This is a genomic window from Paenibacillus sp. VMFN-D1 (assembly GCF_003386155.1).
Lineage (GTDB): Bacteria > Bacillota > Bacilli > Paenibacillales > Paenibacillaceae > Paenibacillus_AQ > Paenibacillus_AQ favisporus.
The window spans coordinates 342,367-366,977 of record NZ_QRDU01000003.1 but is presented as its reverse complement, the minus strand read 5'-3'; the positions used below and the strand labels follow the sequence as shown (position 1 = coordinate 366,977).

At 57.4% G+C, this 24,611-nt stretch carries 18 protein-coding genes; 17 read left to right on the top strand and 1 reads right to left on the bottom strand.

The genetic code is table 11. The annotated features are described in order from the left end of the window. Positions 1-59 precede the first annotated feature (59 nt). The 15 genes from C7820_RS22710 to nagA all read left to right on the top strand — a co-directional run bounded on the left by C7820_RS22710 (position 60) and on the right by nagA (position 18,631). Positions 60-1,475, top strand: a complete 1,416-nt coding sequence (locus tag C7820_RS22710; RefSeq protein WP_220376667.1) for an ABC transporter substrate-binding protein — start codon at positions 60-62, stop codon at positions 1,473-1,475. A gap of 16 nt (positions 1,476-1,491) precedes the next feature. Next, positions 1,492-2,439 (top strand): carbohydrate ABC transporter permease, encoded by a 948-nt coding sequence (locus tag C7820_RS22705; protein ID WP_373309604.1) that lies wholly within the window; start codon positions 1,492-1,494, stop codon positions 2,437-2,439. Further along, positions 2,436-3,266, top strand: coding sequence for a carbohydrate ABC transporter permease (locus C7820_RS22700; protein WP_116232958.1), 831 nt, complete (start codon positions 2,436-2,438; stop codon positions 3,264-3,266). Before C7820_RS22705 ends, C7820_RS22700 begins: the two co-directional genes overlap by 4 nt. Positions 3,267-3,303: 37 nt before the next feature. Further along, a complete protein-coding gene (locus C7820_RS22695) occupies positions 3,304-5,136 on the top strand; it encodes a glycoside hydrolase family 127 protein (RefSeq protein WP_116232957.1) in 1,833 nt (610 codons plus the stop codon). Between the two features lie 356 nt (positions 5,137-5,492). Next, positions 5,493-6,116, top strand: a complete 624-nt coding sequence (locus C7820_RS22690; RefSeq protein ID WP_116232956.1) for a flavin reductase family protein — start codon at positions 5,493-5,495, stop codon at positions 6,114-6,116. A 350-nt stretch (positions 6,117-6,466) separates the two neighbouring features. Then, positions 6,467-7,825: an FAD-dependent oxidoreductase gene (locus tag C7820_RS22685; protein ID WP_240913329.1), complete on the top strand. Its 1,359-nt coding sequence runs from the start codon at positions 6,467-6,469 to the stop codon at positions 7,823-7,825. A 58-nt stretch (positions 7,826-7,883) separates the two neighbouring features. Continuing rightward, positions 7,884-9,197, top strand: coding sequence for a citrate transporter (locus tag C7820_RS22680; protein ID WP_258875354.1), 1,314 nt, complete (start codon positions 7,884-7,886; stop codon positions 9,195-9,197). 90 nt (positions 9,198-9,287) lie between these two features. Continuing rightward, a complete protein-coding gene (locus tag C7820_RS22675) occupies positions 9,288-11,435 on the top strand; it encodes a hydantoinase/oxoprolinase family protein (RefSeq protein WP_116232954.1) in 2,148 nt (715 codons plus the stop codon). 59 nt (positions 11,436-11,494) lie between these two features. Next, positions 11,495-12,286 (top strand): hypothetical protein, encoded by a 792-nt coding sequence (locus C7820_RS22670; protein ID WP_116232953.1) that lies wholly within the window; start codon positions 11,495-11,497, stop codon positions 12,284-12,286. A 101-nt stretch (positions 12,287-12,387) separates the two neighbouring features. Then, the gene (locus tag C7820_RS22665; protein ID WP_076172985.1) at positions 12,388-13,248 is read left to right on the top strand and encodes a MurR/RpiR family transcriptional regulator; all 861 of its coding nucleotides are present in this window, start codon (positions 12,388-12,390) and stop codon (positions 13,246-13,248) included. 222 nt (positions 13,249-13,470) lie between these two features. After that, positions 13,471-14,496: a Gfo/Idh/MocA family protein gene (locus C7820_RS22660; RefSeq protein ID WP_116232952.1), complete on the top strand. Its 1,026-nt coding sequence runs from the start codon at positions 13,471-13,473 to the stop codon at positions 14,494-14,496. A gap of 19 nt (positions 14,497-14,515) precedes the next feature. Continuing rightward, positions 14,516-15,454, top strand: a complete 939-nt coding sequence (locus tag C7820_RS22655; protein WP_116232951.1) for a Gfo/Idh/MocA family protein — start codon at positions 14,516-14,518, stop codon at positions 15,452-15,454. Between the two features lie 216 nt (positions 15,455-15,670). Then, positions 15,671-16,561, top strand: coding sequence for a sugar phosphate isomerase/epimerase family protein (locus C7820_RS22650; RefSeq protein ID WP_181909163.1), 891 nt, complete (start codon positions 15,671-15,673; stop codon positions 16,559-16,561). Between the two features lie 38 nt (positions 16,562-16,599). Then, positions 16,600-17,373: a glucosamine-6-phosphate deaminase gene (locus C7820_RS22645; protein WP_116232949.1), complete on the top strand. Its 774-nt coding sequence runs from the start codon at positions 16,600-16,602 to the stop codon at positions 17,371-17,373. Positions 17,374-17,383: 10 nt separating this feature from the next. Then, on the top strand, positions 17,384-18,631 hold the full coding sequence (gene nagA / locus C7820_RS22640; RefSeq protein WP_116232948.1) for an N-acetylglucosamine-6-phosphate deacetylase: 1,248 nt from the start codon (positions 17,384-17,386) through the stop codon (positions 18,629-18,631). 1,494 nt (positions 18,632-20,125) lie between these two features. Here the strand turns inward: nagA and C7820_RS22635 are convergent. Next, entirely contained in the window at positions 20,126-22,390 is a 2,265-nt protein-coding gene (locus C7820_RS22635) for a helix-turn-helix transcriptional regulator (protein WP_181909162.1), read from the bottom strand. Positions 22,391-22,793: 403 nt separating this feature from the next. Between C7820_RS22635 and C7820_RS22630 the strand changes: the two genes are divergently transcribed. Further along, the gene (locus C7820_RS22630) at positions 22,794-23,708 is read left to right on the top strand and encodes an ABC transporter permease (RefSeq protein ID WP_116233144.1); all 915 of its coding nucleotides are present in this window, start codon (positions 22,794-22,796) and stop codon (positions 23,706-23,708) included. After that, positions 23,702-24,592 (top strand): carbohydrate ABC transporter permease, encoded by an 891-nt coding sequence (locus tag C7820_RS22625; RefSeq protein WP_076172615.1) that lies wholly within the window; start codon positions 23,702-23,704, stop codon positions 24,590-24,592. Before C7820_RS22630 ends, C7820_RS22625 begins: the two co-directional genes overlap by 7 nt. Positions 24,593-24,611 lie beyond the last annotated feature (19 nt).

Genomic DNA, 24,611 nt, shown 5'->3' with positions numbered 1-24,611 from the left:
AAGGCAACATAGGCTGCAGCTATGAAATCATTCGTAAAGCAGGAGAGGGGTTAAAGTTCATGATGAAAAAACACCGAAAGCCGCTGACGGCAGCGATTGCATTTCTGCTCACGGCAGGATTGCTGCTGAGCGCCTGCACCCGGTCGGAGGAAAGCGGCGGGCCTGCAGCCGGAAGCGCGGACAAGGGGGGAACCCAGGCGGCGGCCGGCGAACAGATCAAGCTCCGGCTCACCTTATGGGGAGCGCCTAATGAAATTGCCGTAAACAAAAAGGTCATCGCCCGGTTCGAAGCAGAGCATCCCAACGTGAAGGTCGAATTGCAGCAGATTCCTACCGATTACGACACCAAGCTGACGACCATGGTTGCCGGCAACGATGAACCGGACGTGGCGATGATGGAATCGGCGACGATCGCCTTTCCGCTTGCGGAACAGGGGAAATTCCTGAATCTTCAGGAATTCCTGGACAAGGACTCCGAAATTAAGGCTGATACGCTGGTTCCGAATATCACCTATTCCTCGGAGCCCGGCAATATTATCGGTATAGCCCCCGGCCCGGAATCGTTTACGCTTTTTTATAACGAAGATGCCTTCAAGGAGGCTGGGTTGACGCCGCCGCCTTCCAAGGTATCGGAAGCGTGGACCTGGGAACAGTTCGTGGATACCGCCAAAAAGCTGACCTTGGACAACAAAGGACGGAATGCGGACGATCCGAATTTTGATCCGAAAAACATTAAGCAATACGGAGTGAACCCCGGCAACTGGTGGGGAGCGTACAGCAGCTTTATTTTTTCAAACGGCGGCGACTTTGTCTCCCCGGACGGCAAGACGTTTGCTTTGAACCAGCCGGAAGCCGTCGAGGCGCTGCAAAATATCGCCGATCTGATCAATAAGTACCACGTTGCTCCGTCGCCGCTGCAGGCCAAGAACATTCCAGCAACCAATGTGGCTCTGCAGACGAGAAAAGTGGCGATGGTGATTGACGGACAGTGGAATACGAGCACGCTTGCGGAATCGAAGGTTCACTTTAACGTCGGGGTGCTTCCTGTCATGAAAAAGCCGGCGACCACGGTAGTCTGCGCGATGTTTTCCATCTTTAAATCGACCAAGCATCCCCAAGAGTCCTGGGAGCTGCTTAAGGCGCTCATTGACCCAGATGCGTCAATCGAGATGCTGACTTACGGCACATGGATGCCTTCGCTGAAGGACTGGTATACGGATGATGCCCTGCTGTCGAAATGGGCGGTGAATCAGCCTTCCCGGCCATCAGGCTACAAAGATGCGGTTATCGACGTCGTGCTCAATCATAGCCATGCTACACCTACCGGTTACGTTAAGAACTTCAACAAGATCATGGATATCGTCAATCCTGCCATGGATAACGTATGGCTGGGCAAAACAACGGCCAAGGAGGCGATGGACAGCATTGCGGCCAAAGCTCAGGCACAGGTGCAGGGACGGCGAGACGTAAAATAGGGGGCTTAAAGTACACATGCAGACAAACATTCCGATGAACGCTCCGGTTCCTGTGCGCCGCAAGGCGGGCGTACGGGAACGCAAAGCTCTGTTCTACGGGCTGCTGTTTACGGCTCCGGCGGTACTCGGGTTTATTCTGTTTACCGCCGGTCCCATGATCGCGAGCTTTGTGCTGAGCTTGACCGATTACAACGTATTCAAGGAGTCGGTGTCCTTTATCGGCTTCGGCAATTATGCCCGGCTCTTCTCCGGCCAGGACGAGAGCTTCTACCGCTCGCTTGGCGTCACGTTTTATTTCGTCGTGCTGCGGGTGCCGGCCTGCATCATCATTTCCTTCATTATCGCCCTGCTGCTGAACATGAACATTAAGGCGCGCGCTTTGTTCCGGACGATTATCTATCTGCCGAGCATTGTGCCGGCGGTGGCCTCGGCGATGATTTGGATGTGGCTGCTCAACCCGGACCTGGGGCTGATCAACATGATGCTGAAATGGCTTCATCTGCCGACGAGTGACTGGATTTTTTCCGAAAAGAGCGTTATCCCCTCCATCGTGCTGACGACGCTGTGGGGCATCGGGGGGACCGTCATCATTTTTCTCGCGGGCTTGTCCGGCATTCCCAAGCAGTACTACGAGGCGGTTGATGTGGACGGAGGCGGGTGGTACCACAAGCTGCGTCATATTACGATTCCGATGGTGACGCCGACGATCTTTTTCAATGCGGTGATGACCATCATCAGCTCCTTCCAGGTGTTTAATGAGGCGTATATTTTGACCCAGGGTGGACCGAACGACAAAAGTTTGTTCTTCGTGTTCTACCTGTGGCGGACCGCGTTCCGGGATACGGAAATGGGTTATGCCTCGGCGCTGGCCTGGGTGCTGTTCGTCATCATTCTGGCGTTTACGTTCCTCGTGTTCCGATCGTCGAAATCCTGGGTTCATTACGAAGGAGGCGGTCCGTCATGAGGGAGTCCAGACTGAAGCTGGGCGCGGGCTATGTGGCGCTTGGAGTGATCTCACTGCTATTTATCATCCCGTTTATTTGGCTGATCCGAAGCTCGCTGATGGATTTATCGCAAATCTTCGTGATGCCGCCGGAATGGATTCCGCATCCCTTCCACTGGGACAATTATAAAAGGGCGCTTACGTCCCTCCCGTTTGGCACGTACTTCGTCAATACGCTGGTCATTGTGGCGAGCGTGCTGATCGGAACGGTGCTGACGAGCACGATCTCGGCGTTCGGGTTTTCACGGATCCGCTGGAAAGGGCGGGATGCCGTGTTCGCCGTCCTGCTGTCGAGCATGATGCTGCCGGGAGCGGTGACGCTCATCCCGAGCTTTCTCGGCTGGAAGGAGCTCGGATTCTACGATACGTATTATCCGCTCATCGTGCCGTCCTTTTTTGGAGGCGGGATCTTCAACATCTTTTTGCTGCGGCAATTCTATATGTCGATTCCGAAGGACTTTGACGAAGCGGCATTTGCCGACGGGGCGGGTTACTTTCAAATCTATTGGCGCATCATTCTGCCGCTCAGCCGTTCCGCAGTGATCGTCGTCGCTTTGTTCACCTTCCTGGGCACCTGGAACGACTTTATGGGGCCGCTCATTTACTTGAAGAGCGACAGCCGCTTCACGCTGGCGCTTGGCTTGCAGATGTTCCAGGGCAGCTACTCGGCCCAGTGGGATTTGCTCATGGCAGCCTCTGCGGTGGTCATCCTCCCGTGCGTGGTCATTTTTTTGCTGGGACAGCGTTATTTTTTGGAAGGAATTACCCTGACGGGGTTGAAAGGATAAGCATCGCAAGATATTGCATGAAGGGAGAGGGTGCAGGATGACAACGACTCATTCGCAGCAGGGCTGGCAGGGCGTGCCTTTTACTCAAGTGAAGATCCAGGATGAACTGTGGAGGCAGAGGCTGGAGGTATGCAAGCAGGTGACGCTCCGGACCTGCCTGGACAAATGCGAATCGACCGGGCGGATCAGCAATTTCGCCAAAGCGGCCGGCCTTATGGAAGGGGAATTCGAGGGGATTTATTTTAACGATTCCGATGTGTACAAGGTGCTTGAAGGCGCGGCATATCTGCTGATGGCGGACCGGGACCCCGAGCTGGAAGCGGAGATCGACCGGATCATCGGCTTGATCGCAGCGGCGCAGGAGCCGGACGGATACCTGACGACGTATTACACGCTCGAAGCCCCGGACCAGAAGTGGACGGATATGGAAAAGCACGAAATGTATAACGGCGGCCACCTGATCGAAGCGGCGGTTGCGTACCACGCGGCTACCGGCAAGCGCACGCTGCTGGACGTGGCGTGCAAGCTGGCTGACCATTACGACAGCCTGTTCGGGCCGGGCAAGCGGCACTGGGTGGAAGGCCATGAGGAGATCGAGCTGGCGCTGATCAAGCTGTATCACGCGACCGGTGAGGAGCGTTATTGGAAGCTCTCCCTGTGGCTGCTCGAGGAGCGGGGGCACGGGCATGGCCATGGTGCGATATGGGACCGCGAGGAGTGGGGACCGGCATACTGCCAGGACGACGTGCCTGTCCGCGACATCGAGAAGGTGACCGGGCACGCCGTCCGTGCGATGTATCTGTACACCGCCATGGCGGATGTGGTGCTGGCCTCCGGAGACCGGACCTATGAAGACGCCCTGCGCAAAGTGTGGGCGCACACGGTCGAGCGGAACATGTACATTACCGGAGGCATCGGGCCGTCCCAGCATAACGAAGGGTTCACGCACGACTATGACCTCCCGAACGAGAGCGCTTACTGCGAAACCTGCGCCTCGATCGCGATGGTGTTCTGGAACCACCGGATGAGCCTGCTGTTTGGCGAGGCGAAGTACGCCGACGTCGTGGAACGCGCCATGTACAACGGGGCTTTGGCTGGGATTTCGCTGTCCGGCGACCGTTTTTTCTACGTCAATCCGCTGGCGTCACAGGGCGATCATCACCGGACCGAATGGTTCGACACGTCCTGCTGCCCGACGAATTTGGTGCGGTTTTTGCCTTCGATCGGCGGATACAATTATGCCCTGAACGAGGAAGGCCCCGTCATGCTGCAGTTCGTCGCCGGTACGGCTGACCTGACGCTGAAGGACGGCAGCCGGGTCGTGATGAAGACCGTAACCCACTATCCTTGGGACGGACATGTTCATGTCGAGGTGGAGCCGGCCCGGGAGGCCGAATTCGCGGTGCGGCTGCGCCTGCCGGGATGGTGCCGCGGGGCGAAGCTGTCCATTAACGGGGAGAACGTGGCTCCTGCGGATTGGACCATAGACCGGGGATTCCTCGTGCTCAGCCGCCGCTGGAAGCCGGGCGACACGATTGATTACGTGATGGAGATGCCGATTCAGCAGGTGCACGCGCGGCCGGAGGTCGAGGCCGACCGGGGACGTGTCGCGGTTCAGCGCGGGCCGCTGGTGTACTGCCTGGAGCAGGCGGATAACCCGGCGCTCGCTTATGACGGGTTTGCGGTCCGGCCGGGCATTTCCTTTGGTCTGGAGCCGCGGGACGAGCTGGGCGGCATCGTTGCGCTCACCGGGTTCGACGGGCAGCGGCAGTACCGCTTCGTTCCGTACCATTTGTGGGACAACCGGGAGCCGGGATTTATGCAGGTCTGGCTGAAGGAAGAGGAAGACGGACGGCTGTATTCGGTGTAGGGTAAAGCGTGTGTATAAGGGCAGTCCGGTCAGCGCAGGTTCACTATGGTGGCGTATGTCAAAGGTTCGCCACCATATGCCGGCAGCCAGATAGGATCCGCTTTGCTGTAGCTTTATATGATAGATTGAGGCACCGGGAGAGATCCCGGTGCTTTTTGGCTTGCGGCTTCAGATAGACCCTGAGCACCTGCGCCTGTTTGTGCGGTTTTGTTATCTTGCGCTTATACTTGGGAAGCCTTCCAAGCTCTCACCGGCGGCAGTATACTTAAGCCGAGATATTTCTTGAGGTGGCTGCAGCCCTGCAGGATATCCCTTGGTCAACGATTTTTTACAATTGGATAGGGGGAAGTAAGAGGATGCTTACAACGATTGAACCTAATATTCTCTACTTTGGTACGCCTGTAGTTCTGATCAGCACTTTGAATGAGGACGGTTCGGCCAATTTAGCCCCGATGTCTTCGGCCTGGTGGCTGAATCAGTCCTGCATGCTCGGCATGAGCGGCAAATCGAAGACGGTCCAGAACATCAAACGTGAGCGCGAGTGCGTGCTGAATCTGCCGTCGGCCGATCTGGTCAGTCAAGTGGATCGTCTGGCGCTGACGACAGGGGCGAGCCCCGTCCCTGATTACAAGGCGGAGATGGGCTACCGGTATGAGCCCGATAAATTCGGTCTTTCCGGGTTTACACAAATCCCGTCGGACCTGGTAAAAGCGCCGCGGGCCGGGGAGTGCCCGGTTCAATTGGAGGCGGAGCTGGTGCAGATCCACTCCTTTGAGGAGCCAAGCTCCATCGCGGCGATGGAGATGAAGATCAAGCGGATCCACATCGACGAGGAGCTGCTGATGGGGGAGAAAAACTACATCAACCCCGAGCGGTGGAACCCGCTGATCATGAGCTTTTGCGAGTTTTTCGGCCTCGGCCGCAAGCTGCACCCGTCGAGACTGGCGGAGCCGTTTATGGCGAAAAACTATGAGAAGTAATCTAGAAAACAAACAGCGTTAGCAGGTCTGTTGAAGGGAGCATCGGATGGATTCCGGTGCTTTTTTCTACCCACTGCCACTTACTATCTTCCCTATTACTCTTTCCCCTATCACTTTCCTCTGACCACTTTCCCGTCCCAACAATGTCCGCAACTCCTCCACCCATTCCCATTCCAAACTCATTGTTATATGCCGTGTAACCGTAAATTAGAACCGTCGGAAAATAATTTACTAAAAATCCGGATATATAGAAAAATATTTTCCTAAAAGCGTTTACATAAACTGAAGGTTTTGATAGTCTATGAATCAAGAAGCAATCATACATCATTTACCGGAGGAGTGAGGACGAATTGGAGAACAAGCTGAAGTATGATGTGGTGGTTATGGGCGGCGGTATTTCCGGCTCGATGGCTGCGGTGGCGGCCGCAAGCTCGGGCGCCAAGACGCTGATCGTGGAGTCGCACGGGTTTCTCGGCGGTACGCTGACGGCGAACGGCGTTGGGCCGATGATGACCTTCCATGCGGGAGATAAGCTGGCGATCCGGGGCTTTACCGACCAGCTGATCGAACGGCTGAAGCGGCAGGGGAAGTCGCCGGGGCATATTTTCGACACGGTCGGCTTTACGTATTCGGTAACCCCGTTCGACGCCGAGGCGATGAAGCATGAACTGGAGCTGATGGTGACCGAAAGCGGCGGGGAGATTTTGTACCACACGATGCTCGCCGGCGTGAAGGCGGAAGACGGACGCATCGTCAGCATCAAGGTGTGCAACAAGTCGGGCCTGACCGACATCGAGGCATCCGTGTTTATCGACGGAACCGGGGACGGGGACCTTTCCGTAGGTGCCGGGGCGGAGTTCACGAAGGGCCGGGAGTCCGACGGGGCAATGCAGCCAATGACGCTGAAAATGAAAATGTACAACGTGAACATCCCCAAAGTGAAGGAGTACATCCACGCGCATCCGGAGGATTTTCCGCTATACAACGGCGACACCTCCATCATCGAGAAGGCGCCGCGCCTGTCGGTCGGCGGCTTTGACAGCTTGTTCCGGAAGGCGAAGGAGCGCGGCGAAATTTCGATCCAGCGCGAGAACGTGCTGTTCTTCGAAACGAACAATCCGGGCGAGGTCATTCTGAACACAACCCGGATACTGGGCCACGATCCGACCGATGCGTTCAGCCTCAGCCTGGCCGAGATGGAAGGACGGAAGCAGTGCCGCGAGCTGGAGCTGTTTGTCCGCAAATACATTCCGGGCTTCGAGAACGCAGTCGTGGAGTCCACCGGTCCGAACATCGGGGTGCGCAGCTCCCGCCAGATCAAAGGGGTGTACACGCTGACCGCCGAGGACCTGCTGGAACAGAAGCTTTTTGACGATACCATTGCCCATTCCGGTTATCCGATCGACATTCACAGCCCGGACGGGGAAGGGACGAAGCATCAGAAGCTGGAGTGGGGCGGCATGTACAGCATTCCATACTCCTGCATGATCACGAATTCCGTGAAAAACCTGATCGTCATCGGCCGCTGCATCTCGGCGACGTTTGAAGCGCAGGCGGCCATGCGAACGACCCCGACGACGGGGGCGATCGGCCATGCGGGGGGCGTGGCTGCGGCGTACGCGGCCAAACATGGCGTTAACGTGCAGGATGTGGACATCAAAGCGGTGCAGGCACAGCTTAAGGAGCAAGGAGCCCATTTGGAAATATAGGCCATGAATTATTAAGCATGTGAAGTAAACATGGGAATGAACCACGTGAAGGAATCTCATGACGAGAGGGGTAACCAAAGTGACTGGTGTAATGTGGGTGCAAGCGATCGGTATTTTGATTGTGTTTTTGGTGTTCGTCGGGCTGATGATGACGCGCAAAATCCCGGCAATTCTGGCGCTTCCGCTGATGGCGATCCTGTTTGCGATTATCGCCGGGGTACCGTGGAACTCGAATAATCCCGATACGACAAGCATTGCCAAAACGATCCTGGCGTCCGGCTCGATGCGGCTGTCCGGGGCGATTGCCGGCCTCGTGTTCGGCGCCTGGTTCGGACAAATCCTGAACAAGGTCGGCATTACCAAATCGATTATCCGCAAAGCCGCCGAGCTGGCCGGGGATAAGCCGATGCTGATCGCGATTTTGTTTTTCGTGACCGCGTCCATTATTTTCTCCGCCGCAGGCGGGCTGGGCATGGTGATCCTGGTCGGTACGATCGTCATTCCGATCATGCTGACCGCCGGCATTTCGCAGTTCGTCGCATCGATCGTTGTGCTGTCCGCGGTCGGGGTGGGCGCGCTTTTCAACGTATCCAACTGGGCCGTGTATGTTGATGTGCTCGGGCTCTCGGTCGACCAAATCGCCGACTACACGATGGTGGCCGCGCTGCCGTTAATCGTGCTGTCCCTGGCCATGATCGTGTTCTATATCCGCAAAGACGGCAAAGGCCGCAGAGCGTGGGCGATGCCCGCAGCTACCGGCGGTGACGGCAAGAAGGTGCCGACTTATGCGCTGATCAGCCCGCTGGTGCCGGTTATTCTGGTGTTCGCTTTTAAAATCGATATCGTTCCCGCCGTCATCATCGGCGCGCTCGTCACGATCCTGCTGGCCTGGCCGAAGCGCCCGATCCACGTGCTCTCCAGCGCGCTGATCGAGGGCATTCAGGACGTCGCCGGCGCCATGGCGCTCATGATCGGCATCGGCATCCTGCTCAACTCGGTTATGGCACCGCAGGTTTCGGCGCTGATTTCCCCGCTCATTGAGGCAGTGCTTCCGGGCAATCCGATCATGTACATTCTCTTCTTCACCATCCTGTCGCCGCTGGCAATTTACCGCGGTCCGCTCAACGTGTGGGGTCTTGGCAGCGGCATCGCCGCCCTGTTCGTGACGGCAGGCATGACGCCGGTCGCCGCCATGCTGGCGCTGCGGGTAGTCAGCAACGTTCAGGCCGTATCCGACCCGACGAACTCGCATAACGTATGGGTTTCGGATTTTACGAAGACCGATATCAACGAAATTTTGAAGAAGACGCTGCCTTGGATGATGGTCGCCGTCCTGATCTCGATGGTCATCGGCGCATTCATGGTGTTTTGATAAAGACGGCTTTTACGGATGATTCCGGACGGGGAACGGACTGCGCGGCTTGATGCGGGCCTTCCCCTGTCCTGACTTCAGGAGGATAACATGGAGAGAAAAAAAGTAAGGGTAGGCATCGACGTCGGCGGAACGTTTACGGACGCGGCCGTCATCGACAACGAAACGTTTGAAGTCATCGGCAAAATGAAAATCCCGACGACCCACCACGATGAGGACGGTGTGGCAAAAGGGATCGTGCAGATATTGAACCGGATTCTGGAGAGCCAGGGCATTCTCCCGGAGGATGTTACGTTTATCGCCCATGGGACAACCCAGGCGACCAACGCCCTGCTCGAAGGGGATGTAGCCAGAGTCGGCATCATCGGTATGGGCACGGGGCTCGACGGCATGAGTGCAAGGTCCGAGTCCAATCCGGGGGATATTGAGCTGGCGCCAGGCAAGTTTTTGAAAACATATCATACGTTCCTCGACTCCAAAAATCTCACGGACGCAGACATTGAAACCGCCATCGACGCCTTGGTGCAGCAGGGGGCCGAAGTCATCGTCGCCTCCGAGGCGTACAGCGTCGACGATCCGACCAATGAGCTGCGGGTCATCGAATTGGCGAACCGCAAGGGCATCTATGCCACCGGCGGCCACGAAATTTCCCAGCTGTACGGGCTGAAGACGCGGACGCGGACGGCGGTCGTGAACGCATCCCTCATCCCGAAAATGATGGAAACGGCCAACATGACCGAGAAGTCCGTCAAAAACGCCAATATCCAGTCCCAGCTGATGATCATGCGCTGCGACGGCGGCGTGATGAGCATTGACGAGGTAAGGAAGCGTCCGATCCTGACGATGCTGTCGGGCCTCGCGGCCGGGGTGGCGGGCGCTTTGATGTATGAGAAAATTTCGGACGGCATTTTCTTCGAGGTCGGCGGAACGAGCGTGGACATTTCCGTCATTAAAAACGGCAAGGTCATGATCCAGAACGCCCAGGTCGGCGGTCACCGCACGTACCTGCAGTCGCTGGACGTCCGCACGCTCGGCATTGCCGGCGGCAGTATGATCAAGGTGTCCGGCGGCAAAATCACCGACGTCGGCCCGCGGAGCGCGCACATCGCCGGCAAGGAGTACGAGGCGTTTGCACAGGCGGACGAAATCGTCAGTCCGAAGGTGAAATTCGTCAGCCCCCGGGAAGGCGATCCGGCCGAATACGCCATCTGCGAGTGCGGAAATGGACGGGAGTTCTCGTATACGCTGGCGGGTGCAGCCAACATCCTCGGCTACGTGCCGGAGGGCGACTATGCATATGGTAACAAGGAGGCGGCGGTAAAAGCGTGGGAAGCCCTTGCCGCACATGTTGGTCTGAGCGTGGAGGAAGCCGCGCGCAAGGTGATGGACATTGCGATCGATAAAACGATGAAAACCGTAAATGAAATGATTCAGGATTATGAGCTGGACCGGGCCTTTGTTACGCTCGTCGGCGGTGGGGGCAGCGGGGCGGTGCTGGTGCCGGCGATGGCCGAACGGGAAGGCTTCAAGAGTCAGATCGCCAGCAACGCGCCTTATGTCTCCACGATCGGCGTGGCGCTGGCCATGGTCAAGGAGCAGCTGGAGCGGACCGTCGTCAATCCGACGGAAGAGGATATCAAGCGGATCCGGGCCGACATCGTGGAGCGGATCGTCCAGTCGGGAGCCAGCGAAGAGACGGTGGAGGTCACGATTGAAATTGACAGCCAGAAGAACATCCTGCGGGCCATTGCGACCGGCTCGACCGAGCTGCGCTCCAAAGACCTCGGCCAGCAGGCGATGCCGCTGGAAGAAATGACGGCGGTCGCGGCCAGCTCGGTCGACCAATCACCGGAGAACACCCGGCTGGCGGCGCAGAGCGGACGCTGGAGCCTGTTCGAAGCGGAGCAGACAAAGAAATCCCTGTTCGGCCTGATGAAGAAGAAGGTCAACTTCGTCGCCGTACTGGACCGCGAAGGGGTTGTCCGCTTCAAGAAGAGCGGCGTCCAATTTACGAAAGTGACGAAAGCTGCGGCTGATGACCGGCTTAACGAATTTCTGGACGACAATACGATTTACTCCGACGCCAACGCGACGATCCCGAAGGTGTTTGCCTTTTATAAGGAGAAAATGCTGGATTTGACCGGCATGCAGACGAAGGAGCAGCTGCTGTCGATTCTCACGCTTGAAACGGAGATGCTGAAGTCCGAAGACGAAATGATCGTCATTGCGTACCAATAGAACAGCTAAAGAGATGAAGAGATAGATCAAGGTTAGAACACGAAGAGGGGGTGACAGGCATGCCGGAGTTCCAGGAATTCGGTTGGAATGTTCAACATCTTGGACTGACCGATGAAGTGCTCGCCCATGCGGAGCTCACCAAGGACCCGCTGTACCGCAAAATTCCCCAGGACCGCTTGGCCTATTATGTGGCCAGGTCGCTTCAAAGGGGCAGGGAAGCGGCCAAGGCCTGCCGGGGCATGTCCATCCGCGAGCTGTACCGCAAGGAAGGCCTCCGCTACGAAATCACCGACCGCTCCGGTACGTTTCATCAGCTCTCTCTGCGGGCGCAGATCGATTTCAACCAAACGCCGCCGGAGGTAGTCGTTTACGCCGCATCCCTGCGTGGTATGGCGGATGCATACCGGGCGGTCATGAGCCGGGGAGAACAGGCAAATCATTCGGCGGACGCGAAATCAGGCCCAGGCGATGCGCTGCAGCCGTCAGGGCGCACGCCAGATCCACATTCGGAGCGCCCACCCGCCCCTCAGGACGATGAGCTGGAGCGGCTGGTCGATATCCACCTGGCGCATGAATTTTTTCACTATGTGGAATTCCGGGCCGGGCAGTTTACCAACGACCTGCTGGAACCGGTCGAGGTGTTACGGCTGGGCAGGCGGCTGGTGAAGCGCTCGAGCGTCGTTCAGTGCAGCGAAATCGCTGCCCACGCCTTTTGTAAGGAGATGATGGGTCTGCCTTTCCTGCCGAATGTACTGGATTACGTCTTCCTGATCCAAACCGGTTCTTTAAGCGAAGAGGACTTTTACCGGGAAGTCGAGGCTTGGAAGAGCGGCCATGCGGCGGCGTTGTGACATCGTTTTCTAAATACCTTCCCTTGTATGATATAATGGGGTGTGCTAGCGGGGGTTACCGGATTAGCTATTTTCCCACAGGTAGGTCAGGAGGAGGTCACATGTCTTCACAGGTTCCGGCCGTCATCGCCAAAATCGTATCGCAAACCCAAAAGTTAACCTACGGCGAAAATCAAATCGCCAACTTTGTTATTCATAATCCGGAGTTTATTACCCGCAATACCATCACGGCGATTGCGAATGAGATCGGCGTGTCCGAGACGAGCATTAACCGCTTCTGCAAAAAGGTCGGCTACAAAGGCTTCAACGACTTCAAGATTGCCTTTGCCCAGGACGCGTTCTACCGGGATATGCAGGCGAAGAAGAAGGAAAGACGCGAGATCAATCCCATTGATGCGCTCGCTTTGGATTATAATGAGCTGATCGTGAACACGTCCGCGCTCGTGACGGAGGAGCAGCTGAACCAGGTCGTGGATCTCCTGAAGAATGCCCGCCGGATCGTGGTCATCGGATTGTTCGATTCGTTTTTGGCGGCAATGGCGCTCCGCAACCGGCTGGCGATTATCGGCATGATGGCAGAAGCCATCAACGACAGCAGGGAAATGAAGATCGCCGCTTCCCAGTGCGGTCCGGACGATGTGGTCATCGCTTTCTCCCGTTCGGGTTCAACGAGGGAAATTATCGATGCGGTATCCATCGCGCGGGTCAATCAGGCGAAGGTGATCGCGATCACCTGCTACGACGCTTCGCCGATTACGGAGAACGCGGCCGTCGATATTATTGTCCCGGATAAAATATCCGTCAATAACAGCGCCTTTATGTCCAATCATATTACGTTCCTGTTCGTGGTCGATCTGATCATGAGCGTGTTCATTTCCTCGGATAAAAAGTATTTGAAAAAGAAGCTGGATAGCGAGGGCCTGCTGGCCAGCGACCAGTCGATCACGAATTATTTTTTGTAAGAAGAGCGTTTCCTGCCGGAGGGCAGGGGGCGCTTTTTTTGTTGGCTTATGGTCAAGTCCCGGAGAGCGCTGTCATATACATCTTTACGGATTCATCTTCGATCCTGCGGATGACGCCAAAGTTGTGCGCAAAGCCGCAGAATGGGCGATTGGCCGTGGAGACGGGTCCCACTAGAATGGGGTTGTAAACTTACAGGTGGTTCCCACCGGGAGGAGATTGGTATGAGCAAAAAAATGCGTTTTGCCATTATTGGGGCCGGCGTGATCGCCCCTCTGCACGCGAGAGCCATCGAGAGCCATCCGGAAGCGGAGCTGGCGGCGGTCGTAGACGCCGTTCCGGAAAAAGCGGCAAAAATAGCAGAGGAATTCGGAGCGGCCCACGTATATACGGATACCCGGCAAATGCTTCAGGAGTGTGACGTGGACGCCGTCTGCATCTGCGTGCCCAGCGGAGGCCACCGGGATGCTACTGTTGCGGCGGCGGAGGCGGGCAAACATGTGCTGTGCGAAAAGCCCCTCGGCATTACCAAGGCGGACATGGACGAGATGATCGAAGCCTGCCGGAGCCATGGCGTCAAGCTGGCCACCGTATTCCAGAAGCGGACCACGCCGCATGCACTGCTGACCAAAAAGGCCATTAACGAAGGCAAGCTGGGCAAGTTAGTGCTGGGAGACGCCTACTTAAAGTACTACCGCAGCCCGGAATATTACAAAAGCGCCGGATGGCGCGGAACATGGGCCATTGATGGAGGCGGCGCCCTCATGAATCAGGGGGTGCACGGCATCGACATCATCCGCTGGATGATGGGGGAAGTAGACAGCGTCTTTGCCTACACGGCTCCATTAATTCATGACATCGAGGTGGAGGATACGGCGGTTGCGGTTTTGAAATATAAGAATGGGGCGTTTGGGGTCATCCAGGGAACGACGTCGGTCAATCCCGGCCAGGAGCCGCGTTTTGAAATTCACGGCGAGCACGGGACGATCATTTACGGAGACAGCGGTTTTAAATTATGGAAAACGGTCGACGGTGATACAGCCCCGCTCGTGTCGGAAGGCTCCGCCGAAGGCGCGGATGACCCGAATGCCATTTCTTCCGACGGGCACTACATTCTGATCGACGACCTGATTCAGGCGGTGCGGGAGGATCGTGAGCCGCTCATTTCGGGAGAGGAAGCGAGGAAATCGGTGGACCTGATTCTGGCCATTTACGAGTCCTCGCGTACGGGCAAGGAAATCAAACTGTAGGAAGAGGCGATGAACGGAAATGAGTACAGAAGAGCTGAAGATCGCAATCATTGGGCTGGATACGTCGCATGCGCCGCTCTTTGCCGAGCTGCTGAACAACCCGGATCACCCGCACCATGTGCGCGGCGGGAAAGTGACGGCCGCCTATCCGGGCGGATCGCCGGATTTTGAGCTGAGTATCGGGCGGGTGGACAAATTCACGGCTGAAGTCAGGGACAACAGCGGCGTCCCCATCGTCCAGAGCATCCAGGAGGCAGCCGAAAACGCCGATGCCATCCTGCTGCTCTCCGTGGACGGGCGCGTGCACCTGGAGCAGTTCCGGCAGATCGTTCCTTATGGAAAGCCGGTTTTTATCGACAAGCCGTTTGCTGTCACGACCCGTGACGCCAAGGCGATTTACCGGCTGGCACAGGAGCACGGAATTCCGCTTATGAGCTGCTCCTCCGTCCGCTGGTCGGAAGGCCTGGGCCGGGCGCTGGACTCAGCCGATCAGGGGAACATCATCGGGGTGGATACCTACGGCCCCATGGAGCTGCAGTCTACGCAGCCGGGCTTTTACTGGTACGGCATTCATGCCGCCGATATGCTGTACCGCAGCATGGGCAAAGGGTGTAAAGAGGTCACGGTCACCACGAATACCGACCATGATCTAGCCGTAGGTGTATGGGAGGACGGCAGGGTCGGAACGCTGCGCGGCAACCGGAAGGGCAACCGCCGATTCGGAGCGCTGATTCACCGTGAGCAGGGGACCGAACATGTCGACGTGTATGCGGACGGCAAGCCGTATTATGCCAGCATGCTGGAGGAAGTGATCCGCATGTTCCAAACGGGCGCCGCTCCGATCGACATGACGGAGACGCTGGAAGTCATCGCGTTTCTGGAGGCGGCCAACGAAAGCCGGGAGACCGGCAGAACCGTGAAACTGGATACGGGCATTAGCCCGGTTGCCAGCTCCTGATTTTGCCGCTTGCTTCTTGCGGCGCGGTAAAAGCCATCCAGGTTTGCTCCCGGCTCGGTTGTCATAGATACTGCTGCCGTATCCCGACTATGACGGTTGGACGAAGCGCATCCTGGGAGTCTATAACGGGTTATCTGAAACATGCAAGAAGATGTGCAATGATCTGATTTTGCATATACGATGAATGATGGTGATGAAAGGAGGGAAAAGGGCGACATGAATGCGGCTTTTCAACTGGGCGTCATTACCGACGAAATCTCCCAGGACATCGCCGATGCGATCCGCATTGCCCACAGATACGGGCTGGCCGCACTGGAGCTGCGCTCCGTGGACGGAGAGCAGCTGTACCGGCTGAGCGATTCGCGCATAGAGGAGATCGGTGCAGCGATCCGGGCCGCTGGCCTGAAGGTCAGCGGCTTATCCGCCCCGGTGTTTAAATGCAACCTCCGGAATGCGGAAGAAGTAGCCGAACACCGGGGGATTTTGACCCGTTATGCGGAGTTGGCGCAGCGGCTCGGCACCAGGTATGTCCGCGGCTTCAGCTTCTGGGCCGAAGGCCCGCTGGAGGAGGCATTCGACGACATTGTCCGGGAATTAAAGGGCGTGGTTTCGATCTTGGAGCAGCATGGCGTCATTTATGCGCTAGAAGCGGATCCGGCGGTCTACGCCTCCAATGCAGCCAAAGCCGCAGCTCTGATCCGGGCAGTGGATTCTCCTTATGTTCAGGGATTGTATGACCCGGGTAACGATCTGTGGGACCCGGACCAGGAGGTCCCTTACCCTGACGGCTACGATGCTTTGCGGGGGCGGATCTGCCACATCCACCTGAAGGATGCGGTGAAGCAGGGAGATCATACCGAAGCGGTGGCGATCGGAAAAGGTCAGGTGGATTACGCCGGCCTGCTGCGCCGCCTGGTGCAGGAGGGGTATGACGGCTATTTGGTGGTCGAAACCCACTACAGGCTTCAATCGAGCCTGACGGAAGAGCAGCTCAAGCGCCCGGCCGGATATGCTTTCTCCGAGGGAGGGGAAGAGGCGACGATCGACTGCCTGAATTCCTTGTTTGAGCTGCTGGAGCGAAGCTCCATTTCAATAAGCAAGCAATAAGCAAGAGCGGTTCGTAAATGAATGGAGGAGGAATGATCATGCCCAGTCCCCGTTTGGCGGAGAAAAAGTGGTGGAAGGACCGTCTTCAGGTCCGGCAGTACGCGTCGAGAGACGAGATGGGAAGAGCGGCGGCAGCCGATGTCTCCCAAGCAATGAAGGCGATCCTGGCGGACCGGGGCAGCCTGCGGATCGTGTTTGCCGCGGCTCCGTCGCAGAACGAGCTGCTGGACTACCTCGCAGCGGATAAAGATATCGAGTGGAGCCAGGTGACCGCGTTTCACATGGACGAATATATCGGACTGGACGAAGATGCTCCCCAGCGGTTCAGCACTTTTCTGAATAACCGGCTGTTCTCCCGGGTCCGCCCGGGCACCGTCCACCTGATCGACGGCTCCGCCGATCCCGCCGCGGAGTGCGAACGGTATGCGGCACTGCTGCAGGAGGCCCCGATCGATATCGTCTGCCTCGGCATCGGGGAGAACGGCCATTTAGCTTTTAACGATCCGCCGGTGGCCGATTTCAACGACCCGAAGACGGTAAAAATCGTCGAGCTCGACGACATGTGCCGGGAACAGCAGGTTCGGGACGGCTGCTTTGACCGGTTCCGGGAGGTGCCCGAAACGGCGATGACGCTGACGATCCCTACGCTGCTCTCCGGCGGCCGCCTGTTCTGCATCGTGCCGGGCCCGACGAAGCGCAACGCGGTGACGCAGACGCTGGAGGGACCGATCACGACCGCCTGCCCGGCCTCCATTTTGCGGGAGCACCCGAACTGTACGTTATACCTGGACCGGGATTCGTATGGAGGCTGACCGCCGCGGCATGGAACCTACGGCAGCAGGCAGCCATGACGCCCTGACCCGGCTGGAGGGCATTCATGCCCTGACCGGGGAGCATATCCGGCTCACCCTGGCAGGCGGGCTGATTGCCGGGTACGAAGTGCTCGGGACACCGGAGGAGGCGGAGATTCGGCAGGCTGCCGGGGCACAGGCGGGCGGGCAGGAGCTGCCCCTCATCGGACCGGGACTGGTGGATCTGCAGATTAACGGGTACGCGGGACTGGATCTCAACACCCATCCGCTGCAGGCGGACACCGTCCGGCAGTTAAACGAGAGGCTGTGGGCGGAGGGCGTTACCTCGTATTTGCCTACGCTGATTACGAACAGCGATGAAGCGCTGCGCAGCGGACTCGGCACGATTGCCAAAGTGTGCGAGACGGACCCCAATCATAATATGGCGGGAATTCACCTGGAGGGGCCGTTTATCTCCCCGGAGGACGGGCCGAGAGGCGCCCATGACGCCCAGTACGTCAGGGCGCCGGACTGGGAACTGTTCCAGTCCTGGCAGGAGGCTGCCGGAGGGCGGATCCGAATCGTCACGGTATCGCCGGAGTGGCCGGAGGCCGTGGATTTTATCGAGCGGTGTACGGGCAGCGGCGTGCTGGTCTCGATCGGCCACACAGCGGCCAACTCGGCCCAGATCCAGGCGGCCGTTCAAGCCGGGGCGCGCATGTCCACGCATCTGGGCAACGGCGCCCACCCGGTGCTGCCCCGCCACCCGAATTACATATGGGATCAGCTGGCGGAGGAGCCCTTGTGGGCGAGCGTGATTGCGGACGGCTTTCACCTGCCGGACGCTTTTCTCCGCGTTGCCGCCAAGGTGAAGGGCGAGCGGCTGATCCTGGTCAGCGATGCCGTCAGCTTCGGCGGGATGCCGCCCGGCACGTACGACACGCACATCGGCGGCCGCGTCACGCTGACGCCGGCAGGGCGGCTGCACCTGGCCGGGCAGCCCGCGCTGCTTGCGGGCTCGGCGCTGCCCATGACCGCCGGCATCGCGCACCTCGCGGAGCGGGGCATCGCCAGTCTTGGCGAGGCATGGGCGATGGCCTCGGTGCGGCCCGCTGGCCTGCTGGGCCTGCCCGCGGCCCAGGGCCTGGTGCCCGGCGCGCCAGCAGACGTGGCGCTCTTCACGAAGGATGCGGCGGGCATCCGCATCCTTCGCACCTACAAGCGCGGGCAGCTGAAGTACGACGCCCGCGATGAGCAAGACACCGGCACCATGGGATGACGCCTGCACGGTGCAAGCTCTCCATCGCCACTCGATCACACCAGCACCACGCGCCGTAGCCTCTACACGATAACGCAGGATGCGCGCTGCTCTCACAACCCGATGACACCTGCAGGATGCGAGCTGCTCTCTCTACCTGATGACACCCGCGCGATACGCGATGCACTGCTCCGCACGATGATGCCCACACCACACACACTGCGGCCATCTCTACCGACATTGGCACCACACACCATGGCCATCTTCACCTGATGATGTACTCACCTCGCACACTCCCCCTAGTCCACGTACCACGCACGCATCGCAGGCCAATACTCAGCCCCAAGCTTAGCGCGGGCTGACCAAAACATAACCCCACCCGGATACGCAGTCCGGGTGGGGGTTTTTACTTTACCCACATGTGATGGCGGCAGGCCCTGCTGAGGTTCGGCGGCCGTTCATGCCATTAATCTTTATGCACCGTAACTCCAACCTCGACCCAGCGGAGTGGGCGGAATCGATCTGGAGAAGCGAAGCGGTCGCCTTTGTCTTGTCCAGCCCCAAGCTTAGCGCGGGCTGACCAAAACAGAACCCCCACCCGGATACGCAGACCGGGTGGGGGTTTTTACTTTACCCACATGTGATGGCGGCAGGCCCTGCTAAGGTTCGGCGGCTGTTCATGCCATTAATCATTATGCACCGTAACTCCAACCTCGACCCAGCGGAGTGGGCGGAATCGATCTGGAGAAGCGAAGCGGTCGCCTTTGTCTTATCCAGCCCCAAGCTTAGCGCGGGCTGACCAAAACATAGCCCCCACCCGGATACGCAGTCCGGTTGGGGGTTTTTACTTTACCCACATGTGATGGCGGCAGGCCCTGCTAAGGTTCGGCGGCCGTTCATGCCATTAATCATTATGCAACGTAACTCCAACCTCGACCCAGCGGAGTGGGCGGAATCGATCTGGAGAAGCGAAGCGGTCGCCTTTGTCTTATCCAGCTCCAAGCTTAGCGCGGGCTGAACCAAAACATTAACCCCCACCCGGATACGCAGACCGGGTGGGGGTTTTTACTTTACCCACATGTGATGGCGGCAGGCCCTGCTAAGGTTCGGCGGCCGTTCATACCATTAATCTTTATGCAACGTAACTCCAACCTCGACCCAGCGGAGTGGGCGGAATCGATCTGGAGAAGCGAAGCGGTCGCCTTTGTCTTTGGATTTCACCCTTGGTATGTTTCCGGTCAAGAAATCCAAAGACAACAGCGATCGGAAGAACGATCCGTACACGGAGCGTCCATGCGAGCGTCGAAGTATCATGATGCATCATCAATGCCAACGGAGCGTCCACCCGAGCGCCGAAGTACCACGATCCGCCAACAAGCATCAATGCCAACGAAGGCGCCTTGAGGTCTTCCGACTAAAATTTATGCCGTAAATTACTTATCCTACTAAGACGCCTGCGTTAGCGCCTGCCTGCACCACGCTGCTCACGCCCAGCCTGCCCGCCATCACTCCCCTCTACGACGCATATTTGCGCCGATATTCCCCGGGCGTAATCCCCGCATGCCGCTTGAACATGCGGATGAACGAGTTCACGTTGCGGTAGCCGACCCGGGCCGCCACGTCCTGGATACGCAGATCCAGGTTCTGCAGCAGCTCCTTGGCGGTACGGATGCGGAGGTCGTTCAGATAGTCGCTGAAATTGACGCCGGTCTTCTCCTTAAAATACGTCGACAGATAGCCGGACGTAATGTTCAATTTGTCGGCCATCATGTCGAGGTTGATGTCCTCGTCCAGATGCGTGCACATATACTCCGTCACGAACGACGTGATCGGATCATGCTCCTCCGTCTTGCGCCGGATTCCCTGCAGCACGGGGTGCAGCAGGTCCGCGAACCAGCGCTCGTACTGCGCCCGGCAGTAGAAGCGCCGGGTCTCCTCGAGCGGCGGGCGGCCGCCGGCATCGGCTGATGCGGCCGGGGGAAGCTGGCGCAGCGCTTTATCCAGCTCGCCCGCTACATCTTTGGCGAACTGCCGGTAGTCGCTGGCCACCGCCTGCTTCTTCTCGAGCTGGTCCAGGCTGCGCCGGACCCACTCCTGCATGCCTTCCTCGCTGCCGCTCATGAGGCGGGTCTGGAACTCCTGCTCCCACATTGCTTTGAGGTAGCGCTCGCCTCGCACTCCGCCGTCAGGGGCGTCCGGCCGAATCCACTGCGTTTCATCCACCAGGCGGCGCAGCTTCAGCCGCTCCTGAACCTGCTCATACGCAGCCGTAAAGTCCGCCCCCGCCGGCTGAACGGCTCCATGGGCCATCGTGACGAGATAGCTGTCACGGTCCACGGAGAACACCTGCAGCAGCCGCTGCATGTACGGGGTGAGATCCGCTTCCGGATCAGGCAGGAACAGCAGCGTCAGGATCTGATGGGGCTCGGTCTGAATCGTGACGGCATCGGGAAAAGCCTGACGCCATACATTGTCGACGTACACGCGGAGGTAATAAGAGCCTTTACCCGTTTTCTGCTGATAATGCTCGAAGGCATCCTTGAACAGCACCTGGTAGACCACCACCACATAAGGCAGGCTCGTATCGGTCAGCTCCTGGATCTCCTTCAGGTTCATATGGATGTTCTTCAGCTTGTTAGTGTAGGCGTAATGCCGGAGCATGGAATTTTTGCGTGCCAGATCGCGGGAAATGCTTTGGTGGGAGATGCGCATGTGGTGCATTTTTCGCGTGATCAGCTCGATTTCGCGAACGGGTTCGTTATCCGTGCCGCTGCCGGCATCGGCTTCGTAGCCCTTCAGTTCGTCGACGATGAGCCGAATCGGCTGGTGCATGCGCCGGCTGAACAGGAAGGTCAGCACGATCAGGACGCCGACGATCGCGAGTAGCGACAGCAGGATCAGGTTCAGATTGAGGAGCTGGCCGGAAATGCTCTGGACCGGAACCCGGCTGACGTAGGTGAAGCCCGTACCGGCTCCCTTTTTGTAGAAATAGTAGTAATCCTTCGTTTGCATAAAGGAACGGTCCGGGTCAAACGAGGTGACCAGGCCCGATTTCATGTCGGCCGACGTCTGGTAGAGCGGCTGCCCGTCAGCATTCAGAATATAAAACTGGTCGCTGATCGATACGTGAAGGTCCTGCGTCAGCTTTTGGGCATCGATCATGACGATGAAGTACATGTCGCGGTAAGGCATCATTTTAATGATCATGGGCATCAGCACGCCTTTGGACACCGTATGGCCCGCCGTGTTCTCGGTAAAGGCGGCAGCCGGAAATACGCGGTAGGCGTACGATTCGTCAAATTGGCGGTCCCAAAACTCCGGCGGGTAGGAAGGGCTAATGTAATACGTGCCAAACATCGCTTTTGCGCTGCTTGTCCCGTCCTTCTCGATGACGTAGGTGTCGCTGCGGAAGTCAATGATGAGGTTGTCAATATAAAGGAAGGGATTCGTGTACAGTTGCTTCATCTCGGCAATGACGTCGTTGACGTAACCGTAAGCCTTGTTGACTCGGGCATGCCGGAGCAAATTGATGTGGGTCGCCCAGAGGCTGTTCTGGTTCAGACCGAGCACCATTTCCCGGGTCAGGCGAAAATGGTCCTCATAGCCCTCCACCGCGTGATTAATGCTCAGCTCGTTGTACTTGACGATCTCCTGGTGGATCTGGCGTTTTAAATAGAAGAAGGAAACCAGGTTGAAGGCGGCAAGAAGCAAGATGACGGCCAGAAATCCAAGCAGCAATTTCGTGAAAAGCGTCGTATACCCCAGTTTTTTCGTCAGCATGAGTGACATCTCTTGAACACCTCCGGCAATGTGCGCTCTGTTACCTATATAGATTGAACTAAAGGTTTGCATTGAAACTCCTGTTATAACGGCCCAATAGAGGCCTAGAACATTCCTTTCTTTAGTTCAATCTATGTATATCATAAGATTTATTTTCGCATTCAAACAATATTCACCTTTTCGGGTATCTCTACAATCTTCCGGCTGACCCCGGAAAAAGGGGATATCCTCACAAACGTGCAGATTTATTTATGGAGAAGCGTTCAAGTATGATTCGGGTACAGGGTTTCACGGCCCATGACCAAAGAGGGAGGTGCGCATGTGGGTGAAACAAGCACAATCGGAAGTGTCGGGAATCGTTGAAGCAGGCCTGCCGGGCCTGAACGTAAAGCGCCGCAGCGGCATGACCATGCAGAGCAGGCTGAAGCGGGCCTGGAGACGAAGCAAATACTTATGGCTGCTGTTTCTCCCGTGCCTGCTGTATTACGCGATTTTTAAGTATGCACCGATGTTCGGCCTCGTCATTACATTCAAAAACTACAACGTGTTCAAGGGCATTTGGGCGAGCGAGTGGGTGGGCTTCAAGTATTACCGGATGTTTTTCGAGAACCCGGATTTCTGGGTGCTGATGAAAAACACGGTGCTGCTCGGCGTTTACAAGCTGGTCTTCGGCTTCCCGGCGCCCATCATTCTGGCCCTGCTGCTGAACGAAGTCCGGAATGCCGTGTTCAAAAAATGGGTGCAGACCGTCAGCTACCTGCCGCATTTCATTTCCAACGTCATCGTGGCCAGCATGGTGATCATGTTCCTGTCCCCGAATGGGGGAATCATCAATGAACTGATTACTGCGCTTGGCGGCAAGCCGGTCAACTTCATGATGGAGCCGGGATGGTTCCGGCCGGTCTATGTCCTGTCAGAAATCTGGCAGCACATCGGATGGGAGACGATCATCTTCCTGGCGGCGCTGACCGCGGTCGATCCGCAGCTGTATGAAGCGGCCAGCATCGACGGCGCGAGCCGGTGGCGGAAGCTGTGGCATGTAACGCTGCCCGGCATTGCCCCGACCATCATGATCATCCTGATCCTCGATATCGGGAAGGTGCTCGAGATCGGCTTCGAGAAAGTATTTCTGATGTATAACCCGGCCATTTACGATACGGCGGACATTATCAGCACTTATGTGTACCGGGCCGGGATGGAGCAGGGGAACTTCAGCTACGCCTCTTCCATCGATCTGTTCATGGGGGTCATCAGCTTCATCTTTATTTTTTCGGCCAACTTTATCAGCCGCAGACTGGGGGGAACCAGCCTATGGTAAGTGCAGGGGAGGTTCGCGGCCGCCGCAGGATCAGCCTGTTTACCATCGTCAACACGCTGATTCTGCTCGGTGTCGCCGCCGTGACGCTGTATCCGTTCGTTTACATGCTTGCGGTTTCGCTCAGCGGGGACGTGTACGTCATGAAGGGAGAAGTCACACTGTGGCCGAAAGGCTTTAATCTGCGGATGTACGATCTGGTGCTGGGAGACCCGAAAATTTGGTCGGCCTACCGGAACACGATCATCTACACCGTGCTCGGCACGGCGATTGCGATGATCATTACGTCCATGGGCGCTTATGCGCTGTCTCGGAGCGACATGACGTTTCACAAGGGCTTTACGCTATTGATCGTGTTTACGATGTTTTTCAGCGGGGGCATGATCCCGACGTTTCTGGTGGTCCGCTCGCTCGGGCTGGTTGATACGATCTGGGGCATGGTGCTGCCGGGAGCGGTCAGCACGTGGAATCTCATTCTGATGCGGACGTTCTTCAGCGGCATTCCGAAGGAGCTGGAGGAATCAGGACGAATCGACGGGCTGAACGACATCGGCATCTTCTTCCGCATCATCGTGCCGTTATCCAAGCCGGTGTTCGCTACGATCTCATTGTTCTATGCGGTAGGCATCTGGAACAACTTCATGAATCCGCTGCTGTATTTACGCAATCCCGACCTGTTCCCGCTTCAGGTCATTCTCCGCAATCTGGTGCTCGCCGGAAGCGTCAGCTCCGGGCAGGTGACGCAGATCGGCGGGGACAACATGGTGGTCGAGGATTCGCTGAAGTTTGCAACGATCATGGTATCCACCATTCCGATCCTGATCATATATCCGTTCGTCCAGAAATATTTTGTGAAAGGGTCGATGATCGGCGCGGTGAAGGGATAACTGTGATGTTCCAATTTTG

Excerpts from the sequence above, each read along its gene's own strand:
- C7820_RS22710 (WP_220376667.1), top strand. The coding sequence starts at position 60 with ATGATGAAAAAACACCGAAAGCCGCTGACGGCAGCGATTGCATTTCTG.
- C7820_RS22705 (WP_373309604.1), top strand. The coding sequence starts at position 1,492 with ATGCAGACAAACATTCCGATGAACGCTCCGGTTCCTGTGCGCCGCAAG.
- C7820_RS22700 (WP_116232958.1), top strand. The coding sequence starts at position 2,436 with ATGAGGGAGTCCAGACTGAAGCTGGGCGCGGGCTATGTGGCGCTTGGA.
- C7820_RS22695 (WP_116232957.1), top strand. The coding sequence starts at position 3,304 with ATGACAACGACTCATTCGCAGCAGGGCTGGCAGGGCGTGCCTTTTACT.
- C7820_RS22690 (WP_116232956.1), top strand. The coding sequence starts at position 5,493 with ATGCTTACAACGATTGAACCTAATATTCTCTACTTTGGTACGCCTGTA.
- C7820_RS22680 (WP_258875354.1), top strand. The coding sequence starts at position 7,884 with ATGACGAGAGGGGTAACCAAAGTGACTGGTGTAATGTGGGTGCAAGCG.
- C7820_RS22675 (WP_116232954.1), top strand. The coding sequence starts at position 9,288 with ATGGAGAGAAAAAAAGTAAGGGTAGGCATCGACGTCGGCGGAACGTTT.
- C7820_RS22670 (WP_116232953.1), top strand. The coding sequence starts at position 11,495 with ATGCCGGAGTTCCAGGAATTCGGTTGGAATGTTCAACATCTTGGACTG.
- C7820_RS22665 (WP_076172985.1), top strand. The coding sequence starts at position 12,388 with ATGTCTTCACAGGTTCCGGCCGTCATCGCCAAAATCGTATCGCAAACC.
- C7820_RS22660 (WP_116232952.1), top strand. The coding sequence starts at position 13,471 with ATGAGCAAAAAAATGCGTTTTGCCATTATTGGGGCCGGCGTGATCGCC.
- C7820_RS22655 (WP_116232951.1), top strand. The coding sequence starts at position 14,516 with ATGAGTACAGAAGAGCTGAAGATCGCAATCATTGGGCTGGATACGTCG.
- C7820_RS22650 (WP_181909163.1), top strand. The coding sequence starts at position 15,671 with ATGAATGCGGCTTTTCAACTGGGCGTCATTACCGACGAAATCTCCCAG.
- C7820_RS22645 (WP_116232949.1), top strand. The coding sequence starts at position 16,600 with ATGCCCAGTCCCCGTTTGGCGGAGAAAAAGTGGTGGAAGGACCGTCTT.
- nagA (WP_116232948.1), top strand. The coding sequence starts at position 17,384 with ATGGAACCTACGGCAGCAGGCAGCCATGACGCCCTGACCCGGCTGGAG.
- C7820_RS22635 (WP_181909162.1), bottom strand. The coding sequence starts at position 22,390 with ATGCTGACGAAAAAACTGGGGTATACGACGCTTTTCACGAAATTGCTG.
- C7820_RS22630 (WP_116233144.1), top strand. The coding sequence starts at position 22,794 with ATGACCATGCAGAGCAGGCTGAAGCGGGCCTGGAGACGAAGCAAATAC.
- C7820_RS22625 (WP_076172615.1), top strand. The coding sequence starts at position 23,702 with ATGGTAAGTGCAGGGGAGGTTCGCGGCCGCCGCAGGATCAGCCTGTTT.